This is a genomic window from Pontibacter saemangeumensis (assembly GCF_039541895.1).
Classification (GTDB): Bacteria; Bacteroidota; Bacteroidia; order Cytophagales; family Hymenobacteraceae; genus Pontibacter; species Pontibacter saemangeumensis.
Genome location: NZ_BAABHC010000010.1, coordinates 37640 through 61416, shown reverse-complemented (window position 1 = coordinate 61416; position 23777 = coordinate 37640). Strand labels below are relative to the sequence as shown.

At 54.4% G+C, this 23777-nt stretch carries 24 protein-coding genes; 17 read left to right on the top strand and 7 right to left on the bottom strand.

Annotated elements, in window-relative coordinates; genetic code table 11:
• Positions 1 to 38: 38 nt before the first annotated feature.
• Positions 39 to 422 carry a response regulator gene (locus tag ABD920_RS09670; protein ID WP_345158623.1) on the bottom strand — a complete coding sequence of 128 codons (384 nt, stop codon included), beginning with the start codon at positions 420 to 422 and terminating at the stop codon, positions 39 to 41.
• Positions 422 to 1957, bottom strand: coding sequence for a sensor histidine kinase (locus tag ABD920_RS09665; protein WP_345158621.1), 1536 nt, complete (start codon positions 1955 to 1957; stop codon positions 422 to 424). Before ABD920_RS09665 ends, ABD920_RS09670 begins: the two co-directional genes overlap by 1 nt.
• A 547-nt stretch (positions 1958 to 2504) precedes the next feature.
• On the opposite strand from ABD920_RS09665, the gene ABD920_RS09660 reads away from it, so the two are divergent.
• Positions 2505 to 2648: a hypothetical protein gene (locus ABD920_RS09660; RefSeq protein WP_345158619.1), complete on the top strand. Its 144-nt coding sequence runs from the start codon at positions 2505 to 2507 to the stop codon at positions 2646 to 2648.
• 577 nt (positions 2649 to 3225) lie between these two features.
• On the opposite strand, the gene ABD920_RS09655 is transcribed toward ABD920_RS09660, so the two are convergent.
• From ABD920_RS09655 to ABD920_RS09640, 4 genes are all read right to left on the bottom strand, one after another.
• Positions 3226 to 4980: an arylsulfatase gene (locus ABD920_RS09655; RefSeq protein ID WP_345158618.1), complete on the bottom strand. Its 1755-nt coding sequence runs from the start codon at positions 4978 to 4980 to the stop codon at positions 3226 to 3228.
• A gap of 252 nt (positions 4981 to 5232) precedes the next feature.
• The gene (locus ABD920_RS09650) at positions 5233 to 5364 is read right to left on the bottom strand and encodes a hypothetical protein (RefSeq protein WP_345158616.1); all 132 of its coding nucleotides are present in this window, start codon (positions 5362 to 5364) and stop codon (positions 5233 to 5235) included.
• 1473 nt (positions 5365 to 6837) lie between these two features.
• Entirely contained in the window at positions 6838 to 7101 is a 264-nt protein-coding gene (locus tag ABD920_RS09645; RefSeq protein ID WP_345158615.1) for a hypothetical protein, read from the bottom strand.
• On the bottom strand, positions 7094 to 7849 hold the full coding sequence (locus tag ABD920_RS09640) for a ParA family protein (protein ID WP_345158613.1): 756 nt from the start codon (positions 7847 to 7849) through the stop codon (positions 7094 to 7096). Before ABD920_RS09640 ends, ABD920_RS09645 begins: the two co-directional genes overlap by 8 nt.
• 772 nt (positions 7850 to 8621) lie before the next feature.
• Here ABD920_RS09640 and ABD920_RS09635 point away from each other — a divergent pair.
• From ABD920_RS09635 to ABD920_RS09615, 5 genes are all read left to right on the top strand, one after another.
• Entirely contained in the window at positions 8622 to 8753 is a 132-nt protein-coding gene (locus tag ABD920_RS09635) for a hypothetical protein (protein WP_345158611.1), read from the top strand.
• Between the two features lie 191 nt (positions 8754 to 8944).
• Positions 8945 to 9118, top strand: a complete 174-nt coding sequence (locus ABD920_RS09630; RefSeq protein ID WP_345158609.1) for a hypothetical protein — start codon at positions 8945 to 8947, stop codon at positions 9116 to 9118.
• A 522-nt stretch (positions 9119 to 9640) separates the two neighbouring features.
• Complete coding sequence (locus tag ABD920_RS09625) at positions 9641 to 10687, top strand: replication initiation protein (RefSeq protein WP_345158608.1); 1047 nt, start codon at positions 9641 to 9643, stop codon at positions 10685 to 10687.
• Positions 10688 to 10863: 176 nt separating this feature from the next.
• A complete protein-coding gene (locus tag ABD920_RS09620; RefSeq protein WP_345158606.1) occupies positions 10864 to 11604 on the top strand; it encodes a replication initiation protein in 741 nt (246 codons plus the stop codon).
• 45 nt (positions 11605 to 11649) lie between these two features.
• Complete coding sequence (locus ABD920_RS09615; protein WP_345158604.1) at positions 11650 to 12039, top strand: Dabb family protein; 390 nt, start codon at positions 11650 to 11652, stop codon at positions 12037 to 12039.
• 635 nt (positions 12040 to 12674) lie between these two features.
• Here ABD920_RS09615 and ABD920_RS09610 read toward each other — a convergent pair.
• Positions 12675 to 13595 carry a replication initiation protein gene (locus tag ABD920_RS09610; RefSeq protein WP_345158602.1) on the bottom strand — a complete coding sequence of 307 codons (921 nt, stop codon included), beginning with the start codon at positions 13593 to 13595 and terminating at the stop codon, positions 12675 to 12677.
• 1245 nt (positions 13596 to 14840) lie between these two features.
• On the opposite strand from ABD920_RS09610, the gene ABD920_RS09605 reads away from it, so the two are divergent.
• The 11 genes from ABD920_RS09605 to ABD920_RS09555 all read left to right on the top strand — a co-directional run bounded on the left by ABD920_RS09605 (position 14841) and on the right by ABD920_RS09555 (position 23770).
• Complete coding sequence (locus tag ABD920_RS09605; protein WP_345158600.1) at positions 14841 to 15272, top strand: plasmid mobilization protein; 432 nt, start codon at positions 14841 to 14843, stop codon at positions 15270 to 15272.
• Positions 15273 to 15343: 71 nt separating this feature from the next.
• On the top strand, positions 15344 to 16735 hold the full coding sequence (locus ABD920_RS09600) for a relaxase/mobilization nuclease domain-containing protein (protein ID WP_345158598.1): 1392 nt from the start codon (positions 15344 to 15346) through the stop codon (positions 16733 to 16735).
• Between the two features lie 10 nt (positions 16736 to 16745).
• Positions 16746 to 17372 (top strand): ParA family protein, encoded by a 627-nt coding sequence (locus ABD920_RS09595; protein WP_345158596.1) that lies wholly within the window; start codon positions 16746 to 16748, stop codon positions 17370 to 17372.
• Between the two features lie 134 nt (positions 17373 to 17506).
• Positions 17507 to 17935 carry a hypothetical protein gene (locus ABD920_RS09590; protein ID WP_345158594.1) on the top strand — a complete coding sequence of 143 codons (429 nt, stop codon included), beginning with the start codon at positions 17507 to 17509 and terminating at the stop codon, positions 17933 to 17935.
• A gap of 71 nt (positions 17936 to 18006) precedes the next feature.
• A complete protein-coding gene (locus ABD920_RS09585; RefSeq protein ID WP_345158593.1) occupies positions 18007 to 18372 on the top strand; it encodes a hypothetical protein in 366 nt (121 codons plus the stop codon).
• Positions 18373 to 18398: 26 nt separating this feature from the next.
• Entirely contained in the window at positions 18399 to 18695 is a 297-nt protein-coding gene (locus ABD920_RS09580) for a DUF4134 domain-containing protein (RefSeq protein WP_345158592.1), read from the top strand.
• Between the two features lies 1 nt (position 18696).
• The gene (locus ABD920_RS09575; protein ID WP_345158590.1) at positions 18697 to 18996 is read left to right on the top strand and encodes a DUF4133 domain-containing protein; all 300 of its coding nucleotides are present in this window, start codon (positions 18697 to 18699) and stop codon (positions 18994 to 18996) included.
• Between the two features lie 31 nt (positions 18997 to 19027).
• Complete coding sequence (locus ABD920_RS09570) at positions 19028 to 21472, top strand: TraG family conjugative transposon ATPase (RefSeq protein ID WP_345158589.1); 2445 nt, start codon at positions 19028 to 19030, stop codon at positions 21470 to 21472.
• Positions 21447 to 22118, top strand: a complete 672-nt coding sequence (locus ABD920_RS09565) for a plasmid transfer protein (protein ID WP_345158587.1) — start codon at positions 21447 to 21449, stop codon at positions 22116 to 22118. Before ABD920_RS09570 ends, ABD920_RS09565 begins: the two co-directional genes overlap by 26 nt.
• Before the next feature lie 24 nt (positions 22119 to 22142).
• Entirely contained in the window at positions 22143 to 22766 is a 624-nt protein-coding gene (locus ABD920_RS09560) for a hypothetical protein (RefSeq protein WP_345158585.1), read from the top strand.
• 8 nt (positions 22767 to 22774) lie between these two features.
• Entirely contained in the window at positions 22775 to 23770 is a 996-nt protein-coding gene (locus ABD920_RS09555; protein ID WP_345158583.1) for a TraJ family protein, read from the top strand.
• Positions 23771 to 23777 lie beyond the last annotated feature (7 nt).

Here is a 23777-nt window from a genome sequence, read left to right as displayed (position 1 = left end):
GGAAGAGACAGCGTAACACGTCCTAAATGCGTTGACCATTAGTGCGCTTGTAAAATAACCTGAATATCTTCTGGGCCGATCGGCTTATGAATAAATCCTTTCACTAATGGGCTTTCGTTGGCTTTGGCGATATCTGAGGTGTCGAGCGATGAGGTTAAAATATAAGTGCGGCATTTCTCAAGTGCGCTCACATCGGGCAGCTGCTCAAAAGCCTCCAAGAACTCCCACCCGTCTACACCGGGCATGTTGAGGTCTAGGAAAATAATGTCCGGCAAGTCCTCCAGGCTGGCTTTGCCGAGCATCTCCAAGGCTTCCTCGGCCGACAGAAAGGGATGAATGCTGGCCTCAACCCCCTCCATCTCGAAAGACCGCTGCGTCAGGAAAATACTTATCGGATCATCGTCGACTATGAATATCTTCATTACAAACCGGCTTTGAAATGAATGGTGAAAGTGGTGCCGGCGCTTGGCTCACTTTGCACTTTTATATAGCCTCCGATTGCCTCCACGTGGGTTTTCACTAAGAACAGGCCAATGCCGCGCCCCTCCCCACTGCCGTGAAAGCGTTTGTACAGCTTAAAGACATCATTCCCAAACCTGTTCATATCAAACCCTGACCCGTTGTCTGAAAACTGCATTACTTTTTCAAGCTCCGCTGTTCTGTAAGAGGTGACATTTATCTGCAGCGCACGCTCAGAAGACCGGTACTTGATGGCATTGCTTATCAGATTGTGAAAGATGCTGTACAGATAGGCCTGGCTTGCCCGCACCGTAAAACCGGGATCGATTTGAACGCTCAGGCGGCCGCCGCAGGCCGCGAGCTCAGTGGCCAGGTCCTGCCCCGCCTGGCGGCACACGTCCGCCAGTGCGATAGGCTCCGGATCGGCGAGGCGCTGTCGGTCCCGAATGGATAAAACCATGTTTATGTCTGTTAAAACGGCATCCAGTTTTTCAACGCTTGTTGTCAGGTAGGTTGTATATTGCTGGAAAAGATCGGTCCCAGGCTCTACTTTAGGCAGATGCCTCACCAATCCAAGCAGGTTCGCCACGGGGGCGCGGAGGTTATGCGACACAATGTACGTGAACTGCCGCAGGTCGCGGTTGTGCCGGTACAGGTCCTGGGCAAGGCGGTGTTGCTTGGCTTCAGCCTCCTTGTGTTCAGTTATGTCGTGTACCATGCCAACCAGGCGCAGGCAGTTGCCCTGGTCATCGAGAACGGGCACCACACTGACCTCCCCTGTTTTCTGCCCGGTCGGGTAGTCAGAAACCTCTTGCCAGGAAACCTGCTCCTTTGTCTGGATGGCTTCCCGGTATTTTTCCCTCACCAAAGCCAAAGAAGGCTCCGGGATTATGTCATGCACATAGCTGCCTATCACACGCTCCACGGGCAAGCCCGTCGTAACCTGAAACGCCCGGTTGGCAAACGAAAACCTGTACAGACCGGGGGCCTCGATCTCCAGCACGAATAAAACGTTTGCCAAGCTGTCAAAGATCACCTCCAGCGACTGGTGAGCTGTGGGCGCAGGGCGAGCGGGCCGGGCTGACAAGGCGGTGTCCGGAAAATCCATTCCGCCCGGCACCGCCAGCGCAAGCACCAGGTAAACTGTCTGGTCATTGTCGACTATGGGGTATATTTCCAAAAGACCGCCCCGCTGGCCATAGTGCGCTTTCCTGCCTGGTAAAAGAAAGCGCTCCACCTTTAGCTTGGTCGGGGATCTGGAGCTTACGACCTGTTGAAACGTCTGGACTAACCTTTCCTCAGGCAGGCCGGTCAAATCGGCAATTGCTGCCTGGGCGGAAAAGATGCCCTGGTGGAGTAAATCCTCTTCCGTCCCGCCGCACCAGTCGCAGTAGGCGGCGTTCACGGCCACTAACGTATAATCCGGTTGACAGGACAGGACCAGGTGCGGCGTACCTGAATAGGCATAAGCCGCACTGATTTCATTTATGTGTAGCATCGGTGGTAGTTATAGGACCCGCTCTAATCCATGATCATTCGATAAAACCTAAGAGTCTCCATGGAAATTCAAAACCGTGTTTGTTCAGCCATATAGCGTAATGCCGTTACAGCCCGGCAAGCTTTCGGAGCAAGGAGCAGCACAGGGCCCTAAACTCGTATCCCCATGTCAAATTAGCAAACGGAAATCCCGAAACGGGAAAGGCATTCCTGTCCTCCCCCATCCCGTAACGCCGCCCCTACTTGCAAATCAAGGCATGGCTCCTGTGTAATTTTCCGCAAGAGAAATCAAGCTGGCTCTATGCATGCCTTTCCCAATCACAGCCTAATTGGGGCCTATTGCCAGTGGTGGTTCATGAAGGCTGGTTCCCGCTTTCACTAATACGAATTTCCGGCCAGCGGTTCCTGTGTGTCCCAGCCGCGGCGGGCCAAAAAAACTGTAAACATAGCCGCATATTATGAAACTTAATACTTATATATAAGTATATTTTTATTCAAGTGAAGCAAATAAGCCAGAAGGATCGATCCTACTCTTCTGCCTGCTGTTCATGAGAGGGATGGCAGGCATGCTCAGGCGCGCTTCGGGGAAAGGCCTGGAGGACCCGGCGACCGAGTGGGCCGTGCGGTGCCACCGCCTTCCTTTGGGTGCCGACGATTTGCCGCAACAGGGCATGGGGTTCGAAACAAAATAGAGAGTGGTATAAAAATGAAAACAGTTGAGCTGGTAGCGTTCAGGAAATGGTTCCTGAGAACATACCCTAACCGGAAGATGGTGTTGCGGCGGGTCTATGTGGAGGAGTGGAGAAAGGAGAAAGCGCGGTAAGGCAAAGCCTGGCCAGAGCGGGTGCCCGCTCTTTGTCTCCAGCCTGGCCTGCAGCAACGCTGCTGCCGGGTAGCGTCATCTTGCACCTGTTTAATTTGTATTGCCGGAGGGGCCACTACGTGTCACGGGCAAGCCTTCACCGCACGGATTGCGGCGCCCACTCCATTCCCCATTTAAACAAGATATTCCCTTTGATCCTTCAACCTAGCGCACGGCGGCGCGTTATGCCGCCCGACAGTGTGTTCTCAGCCATGAAAAGCCGGATAAGGCTCGTATTTAAAGTCAACATCAGCCTCCTTACAACCTGAGCCCCCCGCGTTCTGGCCGCGTGTCTGGCATTCATTGCCTCTGTCGGCAATGAATGCCAGGCAGCAGGATCCAAAAAAGAACAGCCTCAGGAAGCTTTTCGACCTGGATATATTAGAAATCATTCGAATCTCCATCCCTTACAGCTTTGTTAATTTCAGTGCTTTGATAGCCAGCTCCCCTTTCACCTCCCCTGCCGGGCTTATTTTCAGCCGGTGAACACCTGCCGGCATATGAACGGTCGCGAGCACTACTTCAGGCCACTGCATTTCCTCCACTTCGCCTCTTGGGACACGATCTTTATTAAGGACCTGCACCGCCTGTCGCGGACCTTCAATCTTTTTATAGTAGGTCTTGCCATCCAGCTCCAGGGCCATCACAAGCGGCTTTTCCAATGAGAGCTGCATGCTGATCCTGTATTGTGTCGGGCGCTTCGCCACCACCTCCCATACGGCTGAATCGGAAGCATCATTCCAGTTAACCAGCCAGTCGTTCGCCCAGCCTTCTCCTCCCTTAAACGCCACCTGCCCATAAAGGCTTGCCTCGGGTGCCGGAAGCCAGGTGAGCGGGGCCGGGGAACCTCCCAGCTGGACCAGGGGCGGCTCTACCCCATTGCCGGTTACCTCGCCGAACCATTCCCGGTACTTCCGGATGTACTCGCTGACCAGCTCCGGATGCCGGTCCACCAGGTCATGCTCCTGGGATGGGTCCTTTAGGAGGTCATAGAAGGAGGTGTCCTCCGGCATCAGCGTAAGCAGGTATTGGTGTGTTCTTACCGCACCCGGTATGGCACCGAGCTCCCGGATAACATGGTGGGTATAGAACGCCCGTCCCGGATAGGCAATCCCCTTTCCTTTGATGATGGGCAACAGGCTTCTGCCGTCTATTTGCAGGCTATCAGGCACCTTGATACCGGTCAGCTCGGCGATGGTTGGCAGAATGTCGATGTGTGCCCCAAACTGCCGGCGAACCCGCCCGCTTTCTATGCCACCTGCCGGGTACCGGATAAAGAAAGGCACCCGCACCCCCCCTTCGTCCACAGAGGCCTTGATGCCTTTCAAACCTCCGTTGTAGCGCTGTCCGTTGGGGCCGTTGTCGGAAAGAAAGATCACGATGGTCTCCTGCTCCTTCCCGGATTCCCGGAGAGCCTGCAGGATTCTCCCCACATTCATGTCGATGTTCTCCACCATGGCATAGACCGCTGCATTTTTATCGTCGAGCCCTTTGGCCTTGTATTTCTTAAAATACGCCTCCGGCACCTGAAAAGGGCTATGGGGCGTATTGAATGCCAGGTAGCAGAAAAAAGGCCCTTTCTTCCGGATAAATGAGATCGCGCTGTCAGCCAGCAAGTCCGGGACATACCCGCTTGTCTCCACCTCCTGAAAATTATGTGTCAGGCGGGTATCGAAGTAGTTGTTCAAATGCCCTTCCTTAAATCCGAAGAACTGCTCAAACCCCTGCCCTATCGGGTCCGTGGGGTACTGGTGGCCGTTATGCCATTTTCCATAGTAGCCCGTTCTGTAGTTGTGGGAACCCAGGAGTTCTGCGATGGTGACTTCCTGGCTTCTCATCACCTCCTTGCGATGGGTTACCCAGCTTGTGCCGGTTCTAAGGTTATATCGCCCTGTGAGCAGACTGGCCCTGCTGGGCGCGCAGACAGGTGACACGTAAAATCTTTCGAGCTCCGTTGAACCTTTGGCCAGCCTGTCCAGATGGGGCGTTTCCAGGAGCTTATTTCCATGAGAGCCTACATCCCCCCAGCCCTGGTCATCTGTTAATATTAGCAGCACGTTCGGCTTTGGCTCTTTCCCCTGCGCCACTCCCTCTGAAGCGCCGGAAAGCCCCAGCATGGAAGTGCACAACAGCAGCAGTAAGACCTTTTTTGTGTCAATCATATGATAAATTAAACAAAAGGCGCTGCACTGCATAAAGTTTTAGATGAAATAGCCACAAATACCGGCGACCCGCTACCGCTTACCCAAAGCATAAGCGGCTAAAGACGGTCACAAATGCCTGGTCAGCACAGGGTGCTGTATTTCTTTACAGCGGTTGCTGCCTGAGAGAGTCTCCGGTAGAACGTTGCAATTCCAAGGGCCTGTTGAACTGGCTTCCTGGAGAGTCCCCTCCTACCTGGGTAAGTGCCGGAATCAACCAGGGGACACTGTTTTTCTCACGGTCAGCACGGCAGGATTCCACTCCGGAAGCTCGGCGTTTGATTTTTCCCAGGTTACCTGCAGGAACACGGCAAGCGGGTTGATATTAGCGCCCAGGATAATCAAATCCGGCCCGCATTACATTCTCATGTACACGCCCGATGCACAGGGCGTGTATAAAATAGCGGGTAGTTTCGGTAACAGGCAGGAGGACAACCTTGGGTACGCCTTGAGGATCAGAAACAGATTCGAGGTATGCCCGGGGCTGTAAATCAATCGTTGTCAGCGGATTAGGAGCGTTGCCTTTGACGCATTTTCGTTTGCAGCCTCCCTTACATGGAAATTGCTTCCTATACGTAGCCGGTAAAGCGCTTTTATTTGGAAAGAGGGGAAAGCCTTTGTGCGCCCCGGCCTGGCTTCCCCCTCCAACCCTCCCGCTTCTGAGGGGACCCGGCTCCGAGGCGCGGACGCCTTCCTCTCCCCTGTTACCTCCTCATCCCGCACCAGCACCTCCAGGGTATCCCAAGGCTGTTGCAACGCCCTGATGACAGACCTGCCCCTGTTTGAACGCCGGCCTGGGAAAACAACTTTCTGAAGCAATGGCGCCGTCCGCCATGGGGGCACTCCTGCAGTTCGGGAGAATTGCCATGCCCCATGCCGCTGCTTCCCAAGCCAGGAACCAAAGGAAAAGGAAAAGGCACGGGCCAAGGTGGTTTACCGGACTCCTACCCTACCTGGCTTTTGCCAAAAGCCTTCCCGGATGGCGGTCGTGCTTTTGGCGAAACAGGCAAGTCGGTGCAAGGGCAAAAAGTCCCTGTGGAGGCGATAACTAGCCTTCAGGAGCTTAGGACAGTCGTACCGTCTTGCACACTTACATGATGGCTGTCTCATAGCCCGGCAGTATAACAGTAAGGCGATCATAATGTCTTACTGTTATACGAGCTTACAATAAATACATTTTACCGCACGGAGGTAATACAGCTGTCTATTAGGTGCTATGGCTGCTATGCCATACGGTTGTTGCAGGAACGACCCTGCTGTTGCTTTCCGGGCAGCCCTGACGCCAGGACCTCAGCCAAAGATAGCCGCACTGCCCCTGCTACAGCTAAAACAGGCGGCCCCCTAAGCGAGCACCTGGAATAAGCACGACCGCACGTCTGTCATACAGTAATTAAATAAAACAGCAATTCCGTGCTATTGTCTTACGGAACTGCGGCAAATAGCAAGGCAACGGGGGACTTGGCGCCGGCTGAGAAAAGAGGCGCATGAGCGGTGCCCTTGCGCCAGCAGCACATGGAAAGGTGTCCTGTGTGACCGCCATTGTGGAGGAGGTGCAGCCGTACCGGCGTACGATTCGCTTACGGCATTGCGTTAATAAAATCTTACCGTCATACCGTAAGGCACCCATACAATAAGACTGCTCCCTTGTCCTGCTGTCATACAGGCTGTACCCCTGGCCTGATAGAGCCGACTTCGCGTGCCGGCGGCAGAGCGCCCGCTTTCGTGGCACGCAGCATCAGGCGGGAAAGGAAATACCGTCCTGCTGTCATACGGAAATATATTATGACAGCAGGACGGTATGCAGGCAAGGCGGTAACCCTATAATTCCAGCGGGCGGTCCTCCGGGATGGGTTCGAAATCCCGCTCCTTCAGGGCCTCCTGCAGGATGGCCTCCACGATCTCAGACCGGTCCTTGCGGGCATGGTAGGCCCAGCGCTCGATCTTGTCGGCCAGCATGGGGTGAATGGAGTAGGTGACGACGTCCTTCTTCCTGCCGTTCTTCCCTTTTTTACGGTAGTGGTACTCCACGGTCTTCGGTTTGTTCTTCGCCTTCAGGTCGTCTGCGAAATCGTTCTTAGCCATAGCGTTCAATCAATTCTAGGGTTAGTTTATGGTAATCCTCCGCCCCGTTGCAGTCGGGGTCATAGGAAAAGATGTCTTTGTGCTTGAGCTGCGCCTCAAACAGCTTGTTGTTCTCGCGGATGTAGGACCGGAAAGTCCTGTAGTCCGGGTCGCTCTTGATGGCGTTGGCGATCGCCTGGAGCGCCATGCCCCTTTTCTTCTCGTTGTAGCGGGTCAGCACAATGCCGCCCAACTCCAGCCCCGTGTCTTCGGCAATGCTGTTGCAGTGCCCGATCAGCGTGTCGATCCCGTCATAGCTGAAGAACTCCGACTGCATCGGCATGATGTAATAGTCCGAGGCGTACAGGGCGTTGTAGGTCATCAGGCCCAGGTGGGGCGGGGTGTCGATCAGCACGTAGTCATAGCGCCCGGTGACATACTTCTTCACGGCCTTGCGGAGGATGTCCTCGCGGCGCGGCTTCCCGGCGATGGCCTCCTCGAACTCCAGGAGCGTCTTCACCGACGGGATGAGGTCCAGCCGCTCGGCAACGGGCGTGACGGCCTCCTCCACGCTCACGGCCCCCGTCAGGACCTGGCCGATGTGGCACGGGCTGTCATAGGTAAAGCAGGCGCTCAGGTTCGCCTGGGCATCCATGTCAATGAGCAGCACTTTTTTCCCCTGACGGGCCAGGCCCGCCCCCAGATTAGCCGCAGTGGTGGACTTGCCAACCCCCCCCTTGTTCTGCGCGATGGTGATCACCTTTGTCATGCGTTTTTACAGAAATGGTTTATGACCGCAATTTAGTAAAACCCCTTTGCCGCACAATGGTACGAAGGAAAGAATGTCTTACTGTATGACAACCATGCCCTGCCGGAGGCTCCTGTCCATGGTTCCGGGCCGTGCTCCCTGTGGCGATGGGGTAGGAGGGAAGCTGTCGCAGCCTTTCCAGGACTGGCCTTGGACCGGCACGCCCAACCCAACCCAGCCCAGTCCTACCGGCGGCTTCGGTCATGGGAAGCGCCCCCCTTGCCAGCCGGTGCAACGGTCATTCCGCAGGATCGGATGACTGTTACACATTCTTACTGTATGACAGTAAAACAGAACGACTGCCTCGTTGTACGGCAGCACCGCAGGAGGCGCTTACGCCACTTGCCTGCTTCTGCCAGGCAGCGAATAGGTAGCTGAAAGGACGGGACAGGGGGCCGCCCGTTTCGGAATCGCCCAGACGCCATCCGGGTGACAGACAGGCCCTGGCAGGGGTAAAGCAGGAAGGGGAGGGGCGCCAGACACTTCTCCCATGGGGGCAGCCGCGGTAAAGGCCCCGCCCGGCTTTCGGCGGCTACAGGGAGCAGGGGGCAGAACACACTTCTGAGCGAAGGCGAGCCGCCGAGGGGAAGGACGGGCTTAAAAGGGACGTTAGAAGCCGTTCCCCCCGGCATGCACCCCCGAGCCGTTGAGCACCTGCAGTGAACTTGCTAAATTGACTTTGACTGGAGGCTTTTAGCAGGCAGGATTATTTCAAGCACTGCATTTAACTATCATGGAACGGCAAGAAATTGACGCCTCCTCCAAGCGGATGGCCCTTGGCCTCTCCTATGCCAGGGGTTCGGTAAAAGAGGTGGCAGACGAACCGGGCACCGATCCCGGCCGGCTGAGCAAGCCGGGGCAGTAGGACAACTCACCAGCCCGGCCCACAGAAGGGCTGGCAGACCAGCAAAGGGAGATAAACCGGCTACAGAAGAAGCTGAAAGAGGCGCAGCTGAAACGTGATACCCTAAGAAAGGCGGTGAGCACCTTCTCCAGGGGAGACGGGCAGTATACGGGTTCATAAAGGAGCACCGGAGCCAGTTTCCCGTAGAGAAAATGTGTAAAGTACCCCAGGTGAGCGTGAGCGGGTACCATCACTGGCTCAGACATCCCGCGAGCAGAAGGGGGCAGAAGGAGCAGGAACTCGTGGAGCAGCTTAGACAGGCCCATGCGCAGAGCAAGCGCCGCTACGGCTTCCCCCGGCCTGGCCGTAAAAGTGAGAGATACTAAGCGGCGCGGGCCAGGAGACGAACTATGAGAGATACTGAGCCGACGGAAGGCCACGGCGAATTGGGAGTGACACCCGGCGGGGCAGGCCAGCAGACGAACTATGAGAGATACTGAGCCTTCAGGGGCCCGTTGAACCCCAGGAGGAAGAAACAGCAAAACGGCCCCTCCTCGCACCTTCCCCGACTCAGCAGTTCTCACCTTTGGGCGCCACTGAGCAGTTCTCACCCTCACTGCGTACTTCTCATCCTCGGCCACTGAGCAGTTCTCGCCTTTAAGGCCCATTTCACTCAGCGGTTCTCCTAGTTGCCTAACCCACTCTATATAATGTATTTAAAATAGGTATATAAAATATACGTATCTTTTATGTGGCTTAGGAAAGCCTCGCAACCTGTGGATAAGTCTGCAGAAGGCCAAAACGAAAGAAACGAGGTTCGCAGAACCGCCACCGGGCACCGGGGCCCAAGTATGAGAGATACTGAGTGACCCTTGCGAATGCGGCCGCAGGCGCCTACCTTAGATTACATGGACGACCAGCTCTCGATGTTCCCCTCCGGCCCCGAAGGGATAATGATCCCGGCCCACGCCACGCCGATCCAGCTGCGGGGCGACGCACAGGTAGCCCTGTCTAACTTCCTGCTAAACGGGCAGTTCCACCTCAACTACATCGAGTGGCGCCTGTTCTTCGCCATGCTCTCCTGCATCGAGGAGGGCGACACCGAGTTCAAGGACTACTTCATCCGGGTGCAGGACATCATCGAGCTGGCGGACCTCAAATCCGGCAGCCACCTCTACGAGGAGGTCAGCAAGAACATCAAAAGCCTTATGAGCCACGTCGTGGAGTGGGAGGAGGGACCCAACACCACCCGCTACGCCCAACTGGTCACGGACGCCACCTATTACAAGAAGCAGGGCATCGTCAAGATCACCCCGCACCCCGACATGAAGCCGCACCTGCTGCAGCTCCGGAAGGAGTTCACCCAGGCGCAGCTGAAGCAGTGCATCCGCTTCTCCAGCACGTATACCTCCCGCATCTACATGCTGCTGAAACAGTTCGATTCGCCCAAGGCGGGCTACCGAATTATGAGCGTCACTGAGTTCCGCTTCAAGCTCGGCCTGGACTACACCCAAAAGCTGAGCAAGGGCAAGGAGGTGCACTACAACCTGTACCCCAAGTACTCCGATATCCGGCGCTGGGTGCTGGTGCCCGCGCAGCACGAGATCGCCAAGACCGACATCCCCTTTGAGTTCACCCCCATCAAGACGGGCCGCAAGGTGACTGCCATCAGGTTCACGCTCCTGAAGGGCAAGCGGCTGCGCCCCGCCCCGGAAGGAGGGCCGGCCGAGCCGCCGGAGCTCACCGAGCGGCAGGCCATGGCCTACGCCCGCCTGGCCAAGTTCAGGTTCACCGACCACCAGATCCGGCGCATCCTGCAGAACGGCAGCCTCACCGACATCAACAAAGCCTGCTACGAGGTGGAGAACACCAATTTCAACAAGCTGGGGCACCCCATCGAGAACAAAACCGCCTACGCCTACGGGATCTTCAAGAAGAAATTCGGCCTGGACTAAACCCCGGGCACACGCTGCTTCACGCTCAGAACGCAAGGCTAACCAAACGCGCTTGCCAGTGCTTGCGTTTTTGCGTCCTGCCTCTTTCCCAGGCAGGGGTGTCACTCATTTTTTCTCACTTTTCAGGCTAATTCGCGGCTTTTGCGTATCTTGGGTTATCCAAACCTCCGCCTGCTATGAACCCCAGCCCCGCCAGTCAATCCCCTCCGTATCACGCCTTTGCCCACTCTGACTTCGGCATGGACACGCTCCAGGCGAAGGTCTTCACGCACCTGCTGGAGCAGCTCGCCGGGTATGACCGGCTGCCGCCCATCCGGGTGGGCCTGGAGGAGGTCCTGGGCACCAACCCGAGCCCGCAGCACTACACCCTGCTCTCGGAGGCCCTCCACGGCCTGGCGGGAAAACGGCTCACCAAGCCTGGCCCCAACCGCGGCAGCATGGGGTTTTACCCGCTATTCGAGTACCTGACCTTCAGCCAGGAGGAAGGCGGCCAGCTCCTGGCGCTTTTCTCGGAACACGCCCGCCAGGAGCTGGAGGAGCTCACCGCCACCTTCTCCCTGAAGGAAATCGCCAACCTGGTCATGCTCCGCCACAGCCACCCCCAGCGGCTGTTTTGGTTTCTGCGGCCCTATGCGGAGGCGCGGAAGGTGGAGATCTCCGTGGAGGAGCTGAAGGAGGTCGTGCTTGGCGTGCGCAAATACAGGCAGAAGGACGCCGAGTATGAGCGCTACTATGACTTCAAGACCCGGGTGGTGGACCAGGCCATCAAGACGATCCGCGACAGGGGCCTGCTGGACATCCGCTACCGCGAGCACCGCCACAAGCGGGTGGTGGTGAAGCTGGTGCTCACCGTCCGTTCCTGCCGGCCCGCCAGCCCCCCGCAGGCACAGCCTGCCCAGCTCATTCTGTTTCCGTAGGGAAGAGGAGGCCTCCTCTCTTCAGACCATTGATTTTATAGACCCATGAAAAACCTTACGATGACGCTTCTGGCGGCCCTGCTGCTGGGCATCTGCTCTTTCTTCCTTTCAAGCGCCGGGCATTCCAAACCCGGGCGGCTCCGGCATGTGGTGGCTTTTAAATTCAAACCGGGGGTCACCCCGGAGCAGATGGCGAAAGTCACGGGCGACTTCCGCGACTTGAAGGGGAAAGTACCCCAGATCCTCGCATTTGAGGGCGGCCCGGATGTGTCCCTCCAGAAAAAGAGCGGGGGATTCACCCACTGTTTCATTGTCACGGTGCGGGATGAGGAAGCCCTGGCCGCCTATGGGACCCATCCGGACCACCAGGCTTTCAGCAAGTCAGCGGACCCTCTCCTGGCAGAGGTCATGGTGGTGGATTACCTGGCAGAGTAACCCGGGGTGGTGGCCGAGGTTTAGGCCGGCGGCAAAACCCCGAACAGCCTCCGCAGGCCCTTTCATGCCCCCACCCGCCCATTTCCTGAACGCATACACGGGTGGCTTTTACACGCCGGTCCTGCGTTGCGGCCGGTGAACAGGGGCGTTACATACAGAAAAAAGACCTCAGTTCCCCTTTATCCTGTTTCCCAAAACGCACTCTTCTCTTTTGTCCCTGCTGTTGTATCCTGGAACAGGTGATGGCACCTGGCCCTATGAAAAAGGGCATCACATACGGGATTTTGAAATTCTATATAAAAGGAAGAAAATACCCTGTCGTCCAAAATGCTTTTTCGGTGATGCAGTCAGGTGAAGCTTGCCCGGGCTACCCCATACGCCTTTGTAAGAGCATCCCCCCAGGTGACGGCAAAAGACAACATAAGGGAAAAAAGGAAAAGTGGCGCGCAAAGACCACTTATTATAAGCATTGCGGATTGCGGAAAACGCAATGCGGATTGTTGTTGAAGGCGGGGGCCTTACCCGAAGAGGTGTCGTCCGGCTCAGCCGATTCCCTAAACACCTTTTGAAAGAAACACAGCCGAGGGCAGGTCTGGCATGATCACTTTTCCCCCTTTTGTCACTATCGCCTTAAGCTAACGGATGCCCAGCACTTTTAGCAGCAGGCCGCCTGGGTTCTTGTCTGCTTTTGTCCTGCCTGTTTTCAGGCCGTAGCTGAACTTAAAGACAGCATCCACCAGGCCTTTGTCAGACATGATCTCCTGAAGAAGCTTGTTGTCCTTGATGCCGAGGTCATCGAGTATCTGGCGGGCGTTCTGGTGGCGCACCTCCTCGCCTGCCTGGTCAAAGGGAATAGGCAGCTGGTCAGGCAGCTGCGCCTTCATGTAGAAGCGGATACTGTGGAATGCCTTCCCCTGCTTGATAAGGTGGTAGCTGATGCTGAGGTCCGTGTGCTCGTTAATCTGGCGCATGGCAATATCCAGCACACGCGCCTTGAACTGGCTGAACTTTTCGAACTGCTCCGGAAACTTCCCCTTAGGGTCCTTGAGCTTGAGCATAAGCTTCAGCTCCTCGATGGTGTAGGTCTTCGTCTCGCCGATGTCCTTCCACTGGCTGGCCAGCTGGTAGATGCGCTTGGCGTACTTGCTGGAGAGCTTCAGCGCCGAGTGCAACTGGTAGGAGGTGAAGTTGTCCTTCAGCTCAAACAGGTAGGGCCGGATGAACTCAGAGAGCACGATCTCCAGGCAACCATGCCCTTTGATGTACTCTACCTTCTGGAACATCCACAGCTGCTTATAGGCTTTCTCATTCTCCACCTCGAACATCCGTGAGCCCATGTCAGCTGTGGCCTCCCGGAGCTGCTGGTAATTCCACTGGCGCCCGGTCAGCCTTTCCACATCCGCGATGTTGATGCGGTAGGAGACGTTCGGGGAATCCTCCTTCCTCAGGTGAGAGAGCAGGCAGAAGAGTATATCCAACTGACAGGAGGAGTAATCATAGCGGGCAGCTGTGATGGCGTTGTGCTGCCTGATTTCGACGGCTTTAGAGGCTTCCATGGCTTGAACGGTTTAGCCAAAGATATAAAACACTCTCATAAAAACCACCCTTATTTTTAAACGTGGTTTTTAGCTTATAAAAAGTGGTCGCACAACTTATAAAAAGTGGTTTTTAGCTTATAAAAAGTGGTCGTTGAGTTATAAAAAGTGGTTCCAAACTTATAATACGTGGTTTTAAAGTCGTGTAACTTCTTGATAGACACAGGACTTACAGCCCCTGCAAATAGAACAAATATATATAAATACACAAAGTTGTGTTGGGCGCTACCGCGCCATAGCGTTTAGGGGTTCAACAGCCCCTACAAAAGGAAGAATACTCCTGCGGGAAAAGCAAAAAACAACAAAAGGGGAAAAAGAGCACCGGGGCGCGGCAACTAAGTTTTTAGTTGATAGGAGGAGACACAGGTTCATGAGCTACAGGGGAACTGATGGGACTTCTCGTGAATTCTGGCCACAGGACTGCCACAGATCAACGCTGGCAAGCGCTCCGAAAAAAACGGGAAGTTCACCTTCGTAAGGAATTGATGCACTCAGAGGGGCTTAAAATCGATTTTCCGCTAAGCAACAAAATAGAAAAGGAGCCCATCGGCGCAATGCGAGGGGAAAAAGATACAGACCCAAAAACCACTTTTTATAAGTAATCCGCATTACGGAATACGGAAAACGCATTGCAGATTACGCATTGTGTAATGCGGATTGTTGATTAAGGAAAGGGTTTACCCGAATATGTGTAGTCCGGTTTAACCGATTCCCTAACCGCTTTTCAAAAGAAACATGCATGTGGCGCATAGTGCATGACGCAAAACAAATTACACAGTGCGCCATGCGGATTGCTGGGTAAGTGGCCAAGAAATGAACTATTAAGTGGTCGAAGCAGGTCACCCAGAAGAATTTATAAGCACCGGGCCTAGGTAGCGCCGGCATAGCTGGCACCACGTGCAGACCTGATGCATGTAAAGTATTTACCCGGTCTGGAGCGCTGACCCCAGCGTATGTTGGGTAGGTCAACCTATCCATCTTTGAGGGGCTGTGTCCGTCTTCCCCAATCATGGATTATTACAGCTTTTCCGGCTATTCTAAACATGCCGCCGTTTATCCTTTATTTTCTCTTTAACTTGGCTTTCTCCCCTCCGGAGATTTCTTTGCAAGATGTGTTTATGTTGCACATAAACCTCTTGCCTCGCTTTCCACGTAGGGAAAGTTAGGGGAGATTATTCGCAACTCATCATCTTATAAATGTTCCAAATGGAGAACCAGCAGCAGGCACCGGAATGGAAGCCAAAAGGCGGCAGGCCGCCGATGAAGCCAGCGGAGAAGCGCCTTAAAACGGCGAGCATGCGGCTGACGGAAGACGAGCGCACGGCGCTGGAGCAGCGGGCCGCTGCTGCCGGGTACAAAGATTTGAGCGAGTACATGCGGGTACGGCTCCTCTCAGAAGATACTGCGCCTGTCCATAACCCGAAGCAGCTGTTCCGGGCCCTGGATAAAACAGGAGGAGATCTGAAACGGATAGGTACCAACATCAACCAGATAACCCGCTATGTGCACTACCTGGAGAAGAACAACATGGTGGAGGGAAGGGTGCTTGCCCAGTACAACCAGCACTTCCGGGAGTTCCTGCAGGTGGAGAAGGAGTATGTGAAAGCCATCCGCGCCTACCTGCGCACGGTACGCTAAATGCGCAATACGTTTTCCGGATTCCGTCATACGGATTCGCTTTTGTGAGTATCCCTTACATTTACCGGGCTATGATCGTCAAGATACTTTCCTCCGCCGCCACCTTCTCAGGGGTGCAATACAACGAGGCCAAGATAGCCAAAGGCACGGCCCAGCTGCTGGCGTCTGAGAATTTCAGCCTGCTCCACCTGGGTCCCTCCGGCATCGCAGACATGGACTACAAGGGTTACCTGCAGACCTGGTCAAGGGCCGACAACAACCGGCAGACGGTGAAGCAGCCGCAGTTTCATGCGGTCATCTCCTGCGAGGGCAGGGAGAAAGACGCCTACGAGCTGCAGGACATTGCCCAGCAGTACCTGGAAAAGATGGGCTACGGAGAGAACCCGTACCTGATTTACTTCCACTCGGACACCAATAACAACCATGTGCACCTTGTCTCCTCGCGCGTGAATGCGGAGGGCCGCAAGATTGATGATTCCTTTGAGCGCACCAGGAGCCAGCAAGCGATGAAGGAAGTCCTGCAGCAGGATGTAGGCGAGGAAATGCGGTCAAATGTAAACAAGGCCCTTGGTTTTAATTTCTCCACAGCGGCCCAGTTCAGGCTGCTGCTGGAGGGGCAGGGGGTAAAGGTGGAGGATGATGGCATCAGCTATTGCTTTATCAAGTACGGAAGGATAGTGAGCGCACTGGATAAAGCAGAAGTTGCCGAAAAGGCAGCCAGGTACACAGCTCCGGAGGCAAGGGTTAAGCAGCTGAGAGCACTCATCACCAAGTATAAGCCGGGTCTTGAGGAAAAGGAGCTGAAGGCGTTGCTGCAAACCAGGTTCGGGGTGGAGCTGGTGTTTCACCAGGCAAAGGGCAAAGACACCCCCTACGGCTACACCCTCATCGACCACGCTAAACAGCAGGTGCTCAAAGGCTCGCAGGTCATGAAGCTAAGCGAGCTGCTCCACGCTGCCGGGCCGGTGTCAGCTGCCCAGCGACAGGCCCAGCGCGGGGAGCAGGCCAGCCAGTGGACGATTACCAGCCAGGCGGAGGCGCGTATCCTGCAGCGTGTATTTCACCTTCACGCCGGCAGCCTGAAGGTAAACAGCCCGAAAGATGAGGAGGCGCGGGAGTATGCCTCTGACAGACTAAACAGCATGCTGGCCAACGGCAAAGCGCTTCCTGACATGCTGGAAAGCAATGGCTGGAGTATTGCCAGGCTGGAGGGGCAGCATTACCTTATTGACAAAAGGGAGAAGGCCATACACCCGATAAGTGAGCTGACCACCCGCCGCCCCGACTACGGTACCGCTCCTGTGCTGGATATGGACAGGGAGCTGAGTCCGCAGGCCAGCCGCCAGCTGGAGTGCTCAAACGGCGCTGTCACGGAATTGCTCCAGCTCCTGGCCGAGGGCCTGCACCAGAGTGGCTGGTCAGCAGCGCAGGAAAGGAAAAACAAACGGAAGTTAAAACGCTAATCGACCCTATATGAAAATTGTCATCGCAAACCAGAAAGGCGGCGTCGGCAAGTCCACCACCTGCGTGCTGCTGGCCAACTACCTGGCACTGGAGAAAAACGAGGAGGTGGTCATCTTCGACATGGACCAGCAGGAAACCGTTTACTCCAAGTGGGAGCGTGACCGGGAGCTTTATGAGAACGAGCCGCTGTACGAGGTGCTCAAGCTTGACCTGGAGGACTACCCCAGGTATGCCGCGGATCTGGATGCGCTCAAGGGACATACACAGGTTATCATCGACATGCCCGGCAGGCTGGATGATGACAGCATCCTGGCTGTGCTCAAAGACGCGGACCTTATCATCTGCCCCATGGCCTACGAGCGCAGCGTGTTTGAATCCTCGCATGTGTTTGCGCATGTGGCCAGGCACCTGAACGCGGATAACAAGATTGTCTTTCTTCCGACCAGGCTCAGTAAAACCATCAAGTATGAAACAAAGGAGAAGGTCCGGGAGGTGCTGGCTGCTTTCGGAGAGATAGCCCCGGAGATAGCGGAGCGGGTAGCCCTGCAGCGAATCGACACCGTGTCCATTAGCTCGGAAGCGAGGGAAGTAGTGCAGGAATCCTTAGACTTTTTATACGATAGGTATATTAGGTAAATACCATGTAATAAGGTTAGAAACCCCTTAGGATGTCATTCTGAGGGGTTTTTCTTTTTATGTAATTAAATATTTAAAACTTATAAGGAATATGTGATTTAATTTATACTTTAAACGTATCTAATAGTACTGTTATGAATAAGAGCAATTCACTATTAGATAGTATAAAAGCTAAAATGGGTGCTGAGAAATCACCTGTAGCAGCTGGGCCAACGGGCACCTTGAAAGTCGTGACCGAGCGGGAGCAGCCATTAGTTGCCGCTCATCCAAGCAATGGGAGAATTTCTGCTACCCAGCCAGCGCAGGACATAGATACAGTACTGAATAATGGAGGGTTTGTGCTGCTTTTCAAGGTATTAGAAGCTGCTCGGAAAGAGATGGAGATTGATAAAAAGGCTGTCTATGTGGATGAGGAGAGCGCTGAAGTGCTGGAGCTGCTCAAGAAGAAGGCAAAGATAAAATCCAATGTGCTGGTGAGCTACCTGCTGCAGGAGTTCTTCAGCAAACACAAGGAACTCATTCAGGAGTTGGTGGAGAAGCGAAGCAATAGACTATTAGATTAAATCTTAATATACTTTATACGTATTAATTTAAGTGATATAACCCTATTTGTTCATTTTTAAGTAATCATGTTATGGCATGGAGTACATTTTTAGGGGTTGTGATGGGAGCGTACGTCGTCTATTACGTGCTCAATTTCCTCTATGACCTGTTCCTGTCGAGGAAACAGTTGGCGCCAGCTGATGCGGGTGTGCACTATGACATGGAAGAACTTGCCGATGAGGAGGATCAGGGATATGGCCTGACTCAGGAAGAAGCAGAGGACGATGACCAGTATGCCGACGATCTGTATGAGGACGAAGACGAGGAGCAGTCCTATGAGCAGGAGGAGGGCAGCATAGTGCCAGAGCAGGAGCCACCACTACGGGTGGAGGGGCAGGGCATCCCGCTGGAGGAGTTCCTGAAAGAAGCAAAATCATATTCCAGTTCCATATTTTAAACCAGTTCTATTCAATCAACTTCTTTATGAAAAAGAGACTTTCTTTCATGGCAGCGGCACTACTGGCTTTGGTGCAGCAGACAATGGCGCAGGGAGTGACCGGCATCGATGCGGCTTCCTCTGAGCTGACCACCTACGTGGATCCCATCGGCACCCTTATCATTGTCATCGGCGCCATCGTGGGGCTGGTCGGCGGTGTGCGGGTCTTCATCAAGTGGAACACCGGAGACCAGGACGTGCAGAAGTCGCTGATGGGCTGGATGGGCTCCTGCGTTTTCCTGATGCTGGTGGGCGTGGTGGTGAAGGCTTTCTTCGGCGTGTAGCATGCGGCCTGAAAACCGCCCCTCGGGATATCCTGTTTACAAGGGGCTCCAGCAGCCTCTTGTATTCAAGTCCTTCAAAGGGCGCTACATCTACTGGGCAATGGGAAGCATCCTGGCCGGGTTCTTCTCTGCTGTGCTGCTGACGGTTACCATTAACTTCCTCGCCGGTTTTGTGTCCCTGCTGGCCGTTTCAATGGGTGGTCTGCTCTACACCAACAGCCGCCAGAGGAAAGGCCTACATTCAAAGACCAGATCCACTGGCGTGTACATCGTGCCCGCCCGGCTGAAACGCACGCGTTAACTCTTACTCTTCCCGCTATCTATTCCCGCCTATGAAAAACAAACAATTTACCCTGCCCTACATTGGCATTAGCCGGCATAGCCATGACATTCTCTATCACGAGTCAGGAGACCACTCGGTCCTTATCAGGCTAACAAACCCGGTGCTTCAGTACGCCGCGGATGTGGAGGCCTACGCAGATTTTCACTATGTCTTCTCCAACATCATCAAGATACTGGGCTCCGGCTATACCCTGCAGAAGCTGGATATTTTCGCGATCAAGCAGTTCAAGGGCCGCGCCTCTTCTGATTTTCTCAGCCAAAAGTACAATGAGGCGTTTGCCGGAAGGGAGTACCGCGACATCACCACTTATTTTGTGGTAACAAGGGACGTGAAGCGCTCGGCTTTCTTTACCTATGAGGAAAAAGATTTTAAGGCTTTTGAGCGCAATATCACCAAAGTAGTGGAGTTGCTGGAGTCGAAAGGCTTTCACCCGCAGGTGCTTGCAGAAAAGGAAATCAAAACGCTTATCAGCCGCCTGCTGGCCTTTAACTTCTCTGATGAAGTGTATAGCCTCAATAACTTCAGCGCTTCAGAGGAGGGTATAAAATCAGGAAGAAAAACTATCAAAAGCATCTCGCTGGTGGACGTGGACGAAATCAATTTCCCTGCCTCCATCACGCCCCACACAGATGTAAACCTGGGCTTTTCGCTGCCGGTCGATATGCTGCACTTTTTGCACAAGATACCGGCCACGGACTGCGTGCTCTACAGCCAGGTGATCCAGATACCAGACCAGAGAGGGGAGATGAATAAGCTCATCGCCAAGCGAAAGCGCCACACCTCCATGCCGGACCCTGCCAATGATCTGGCGGTGGAGGACATTGACCGCGTGCTGGCTGACATTGCCAGGGAAAACCGGCTGCTCGTGCACGGGCATTTTAATATTCTTGTATTGGCCGGAGAGCAGCACATCGACCGGGCCGTGAATTACATCGAGAGCGCGCTTTTCTCGCTGGGCATCATCCCCTCGCACAACGCCTACAACCAGCTGGAGCTTTTCCGCTGCATGCTGCCGGGCAACGGCTCAGAGCTGAAGGAGTACGATAAGTTCCAGACTACCTCAGATGCGGCGCTGTGCCTGCTATTCAAAGAAGGGTTACTCAAAGACGAGGCCTCGGGCTTTCAGGTATTCTTCTCAGACCGGCAGGGTATCCCGGTGGCCATCGACACCAGTGACATGCCCATCCACACGAACCGCATGAACAACCGAAACAAGTTTGTGCTGGGACCCTCCGGCACTGGCAAGTCCTTTTTTATGAACCACCTTATCCGGCAGTACGCGCTGCAGGACACGGATGTGATTTTAGTGGACACCGGGCACTCCTACAGCGGCCTTTGTGCTTACTACGGCGGCAAGTACATCACCTACTCGGAGGAGGAGCCTATCACCATGAATCCTTTCCGCATCTCAGCAGAAGAGTTCAACGAAGAGAAGCGGGAATTTTTAAAGTCGCTAGTCTCGCTGCTCTGGAAAGGTGCGGACGGCACCGTGAGCCAGATAGAGGACAGCGTGCTTTCCTCGGTGGTGTCAGCTTACTATGAGGATTTTTACAAAAGGGGAAAGGACAGCAGCTACCTGAGCTTCCAATCGTTTTATGATTTCTCTATCGAAAAGATAGGCGCTATCACCCAGGCCGAGGCTATCTCCTTTGACATAACCAGTTACCGCTTTATACTCAAAAAGTTCTGCCTCGGCGGGGATTACGGCACCATCCTCAACAATGACATAGACGCTGCCCTGTTTGATGAGAAGTTCATCGTCTTTGAGATAGACGCCATCAAAGAGCATAAGGTCCTCTTCCCGATTACCACCATCATTATCATGGATGTGTTCCTGCAGAAGATGCGCCATAAGAAGAACCGAAAGGCACTCATTATTGAAGAGGCCTGGAAAGCCATCGCATCCCCGCTCATGGCAGGTTACATCCTGTACGTCTACAAAACCGTGCGCAAGTTCTGGGGCGAGGCGGTGGTCGTGACCCAGGAGCTGGACGATATCCTGGGAAACGCCGTGGTCAAAAACAGCATCATCAATAACTCCGACACCATCTGCCTATTGGACCAGACCAAGTTCAAAGACAACTTTTCTGAAATAGCAGGTTTGCTTTCGCTCAGCCAGGTGGAGCAAAAGAAAATCTTCACCATCAACAACCTGGATAACAAGGAAGGGCGGGGCCGCTTCAAAGAGGTTTATATCAGGCGGGGCAGCACCGGGGAGGTGTACGGTGTGGAGGTGTCGCTTTACGAGTACCTCACTTTCACCACAGAGCGAAGGGAAAAGGAAGCGCTGCAGGTGTATGTGGAGCGATATGCCAATTACCGGCAGGCCCTGGAGATGTTTGTCAAAGACTTCCGCGCGTCGAACATGAAGCTAATGGAATTCATTAACCTAATTAACTATAAGAGCCATGAGAAAATACCTGTACTTGATTAGCGCCTTTACCTTGGGCTGGAGCGCCACACAGGCCCAGCAGCTTGTCTTCGACCCTGCCGTGGTGTCTACGCTCGTGGTGAACCACACCGCGCAGCAGGCGGCCTTACAAGACATAAAAGAAAAGGAAACCGAGATATCCGCCACACAGCAGAGTATCACTTTTAAAATGGGGGAAATCAGGCGGCTGGAGGAGAAGATGTACAACTCGCTCAAGTCTGTTCAGGCGATAGTGGGGCAGAGCAAGAACATTGTATATGCCTCCACCATTGCGCAGGACATCGGCACCTACCAGGGCCAGATGATGGACATTGCCCAGGGAGACCCGGAGCTGCTGCTAATAGCGGCTAAAACAGAACTCGAACTGGTCAACCGCACCGCTGACCTGTTCACCCATATCTACCAGGTGGCGGTCATCGGAACGGATGTGAACCTGATGACCAACGCCGACCGCCTCTCCCTTATTCGCCACGTGGTGGACGAGCTGCGCATCATGCGGGGCCTTTCCTACTCGATTGTCCGGAAGATGCGGGTGGCCAAGCATGCCGGGCTGGTAAAGACCATGAACCCACTCGGACTCAAGTACCCGGATAATAGCCAGGCTATCATCAACTCCCTGCTGGAGGAGTACAAGACAATCAAGAAATAGGCAATGGGACTTCATCTGAATTTTATGAAAAACAGCGGGCGCCTGTTTGTTCTTATAGCAGGGTTTACGCTGACTGTGCCCTCTCAGGAGAGCAGGGCGCAGGCTCCTGTTTCCATCGTGGACGGCAAGTACGTGCGCCACCAGATGGAGCGGGAGGTCGTGACGCGCTGGAACAGCTTCGACCCGAAGTGGTATTTTATCCTCTTCCATAACAAGTACCGCAAAGGCGATGACCGCCGCAACATGCTCCAGCTCCTGCCCACCATGGCAGCGGTCCGCGGCAACCTGCGCGCTGCGGAAAAGGAAGAGGAGGAGGTCACCGCTATCTGGGAGCAGGAGCTGTTCAAAGGCGCTGACCGCAGCCTTAGCAAAAGCTTTCACCTGCTTTACTCGCATAGGATTGACGGTCTGAACACGGAGCTGGACGCACTGCATGCAGCGGCCATCGCGGCGGGTGTGGATCGGGATATCCTGCTCAAGCTCCGGCAGGAAAAAGACCGCATAAACGCCGATATCAAGCTGACCACAGATGCCTATGAGGAGGATGCGGTGAAGGCAAAATCTCACAGAGGGTACCTGGCGGACATGCTGACGCTACGGGGCTACTACCGGCGCATCATCTTCCTTTTCAACACCACCAACAAATAACAAAATAGATGCGCGAGCTCATCGACCGATCCATCTTTGACCTTTTCGACGGCCTGTTTCTTAACATCCGGGACCTGGCCGGCAGCTTCCTGGCCGATGCGCAGGCGGTGGCCGCCATTGCCATGCTGCTTTACTTTGCCGTGGAAGCCTATAAGATGATGGTGGGCGATGAGCCCCTGCGCTACATGGCCCTGTTCAGGCCCTTTGCCCTGGCATTGGTCATCATCTTCTGGGGCGGCTTTGTGGACGTGCTCAACTTCCCGCTCACGGTGGTCAGAGACAGCGCAAAGGCGATGTATACCGGGCAGATAGACCAGGTGGGGGATATGCACCTGGAGCGTGTGGCGCTTATTGACAGCGTGGCTATCAAACTCTCAGACTCCAACGCGGACTTTGAGCAGGTGCAGGCAGAAACCCAGGATAAGGACTGGATGGAGAAGATGGGCATCGACCTGGAACCGATGTTCAACAAAATGAAAGGCTATTACCTCATGCTCATGGCCAAGATGCATTTCACGATGATGCGCCTTGTGGAGTATGTAGTGATACTGCTCTACCAGGTGTGCATCTACATCATCTTCTTTCTACAAATCATCTTTGCCGGCATATTGGTGATACTGGGGCCTTTCTCCTTTGCGCTCAGCATCCTGCCCGGCTTCCGTGATTCCTACCTCACCTGGATAGGTCGCTATATTTCGGTAGGGCTCTACTCTACCATCGCCTACATTGTCATGTCGATTTCTTTCGTGCTGGTCAAGTACGGTTTGATGAAAGAGATCGACGTGCTGAAGGCCGTGCTGGAGAGTGAGGAGATGTTCATTGCCTATGTCTCTTACCCCTCCGGCAGCATCAGCTTCTATATTGTGAGCCTTATCATCGGGGGGCTGGCTATGCTCACCATTCCGGTCATTTCCACCTGGATAATCTATACAAGCGGTATCGGCAACGCCATCGGCTCCATGGCCGGAGGAGCCAGCAAGGCGATGCGCAACCTCTCAAGGTAAACTTTAC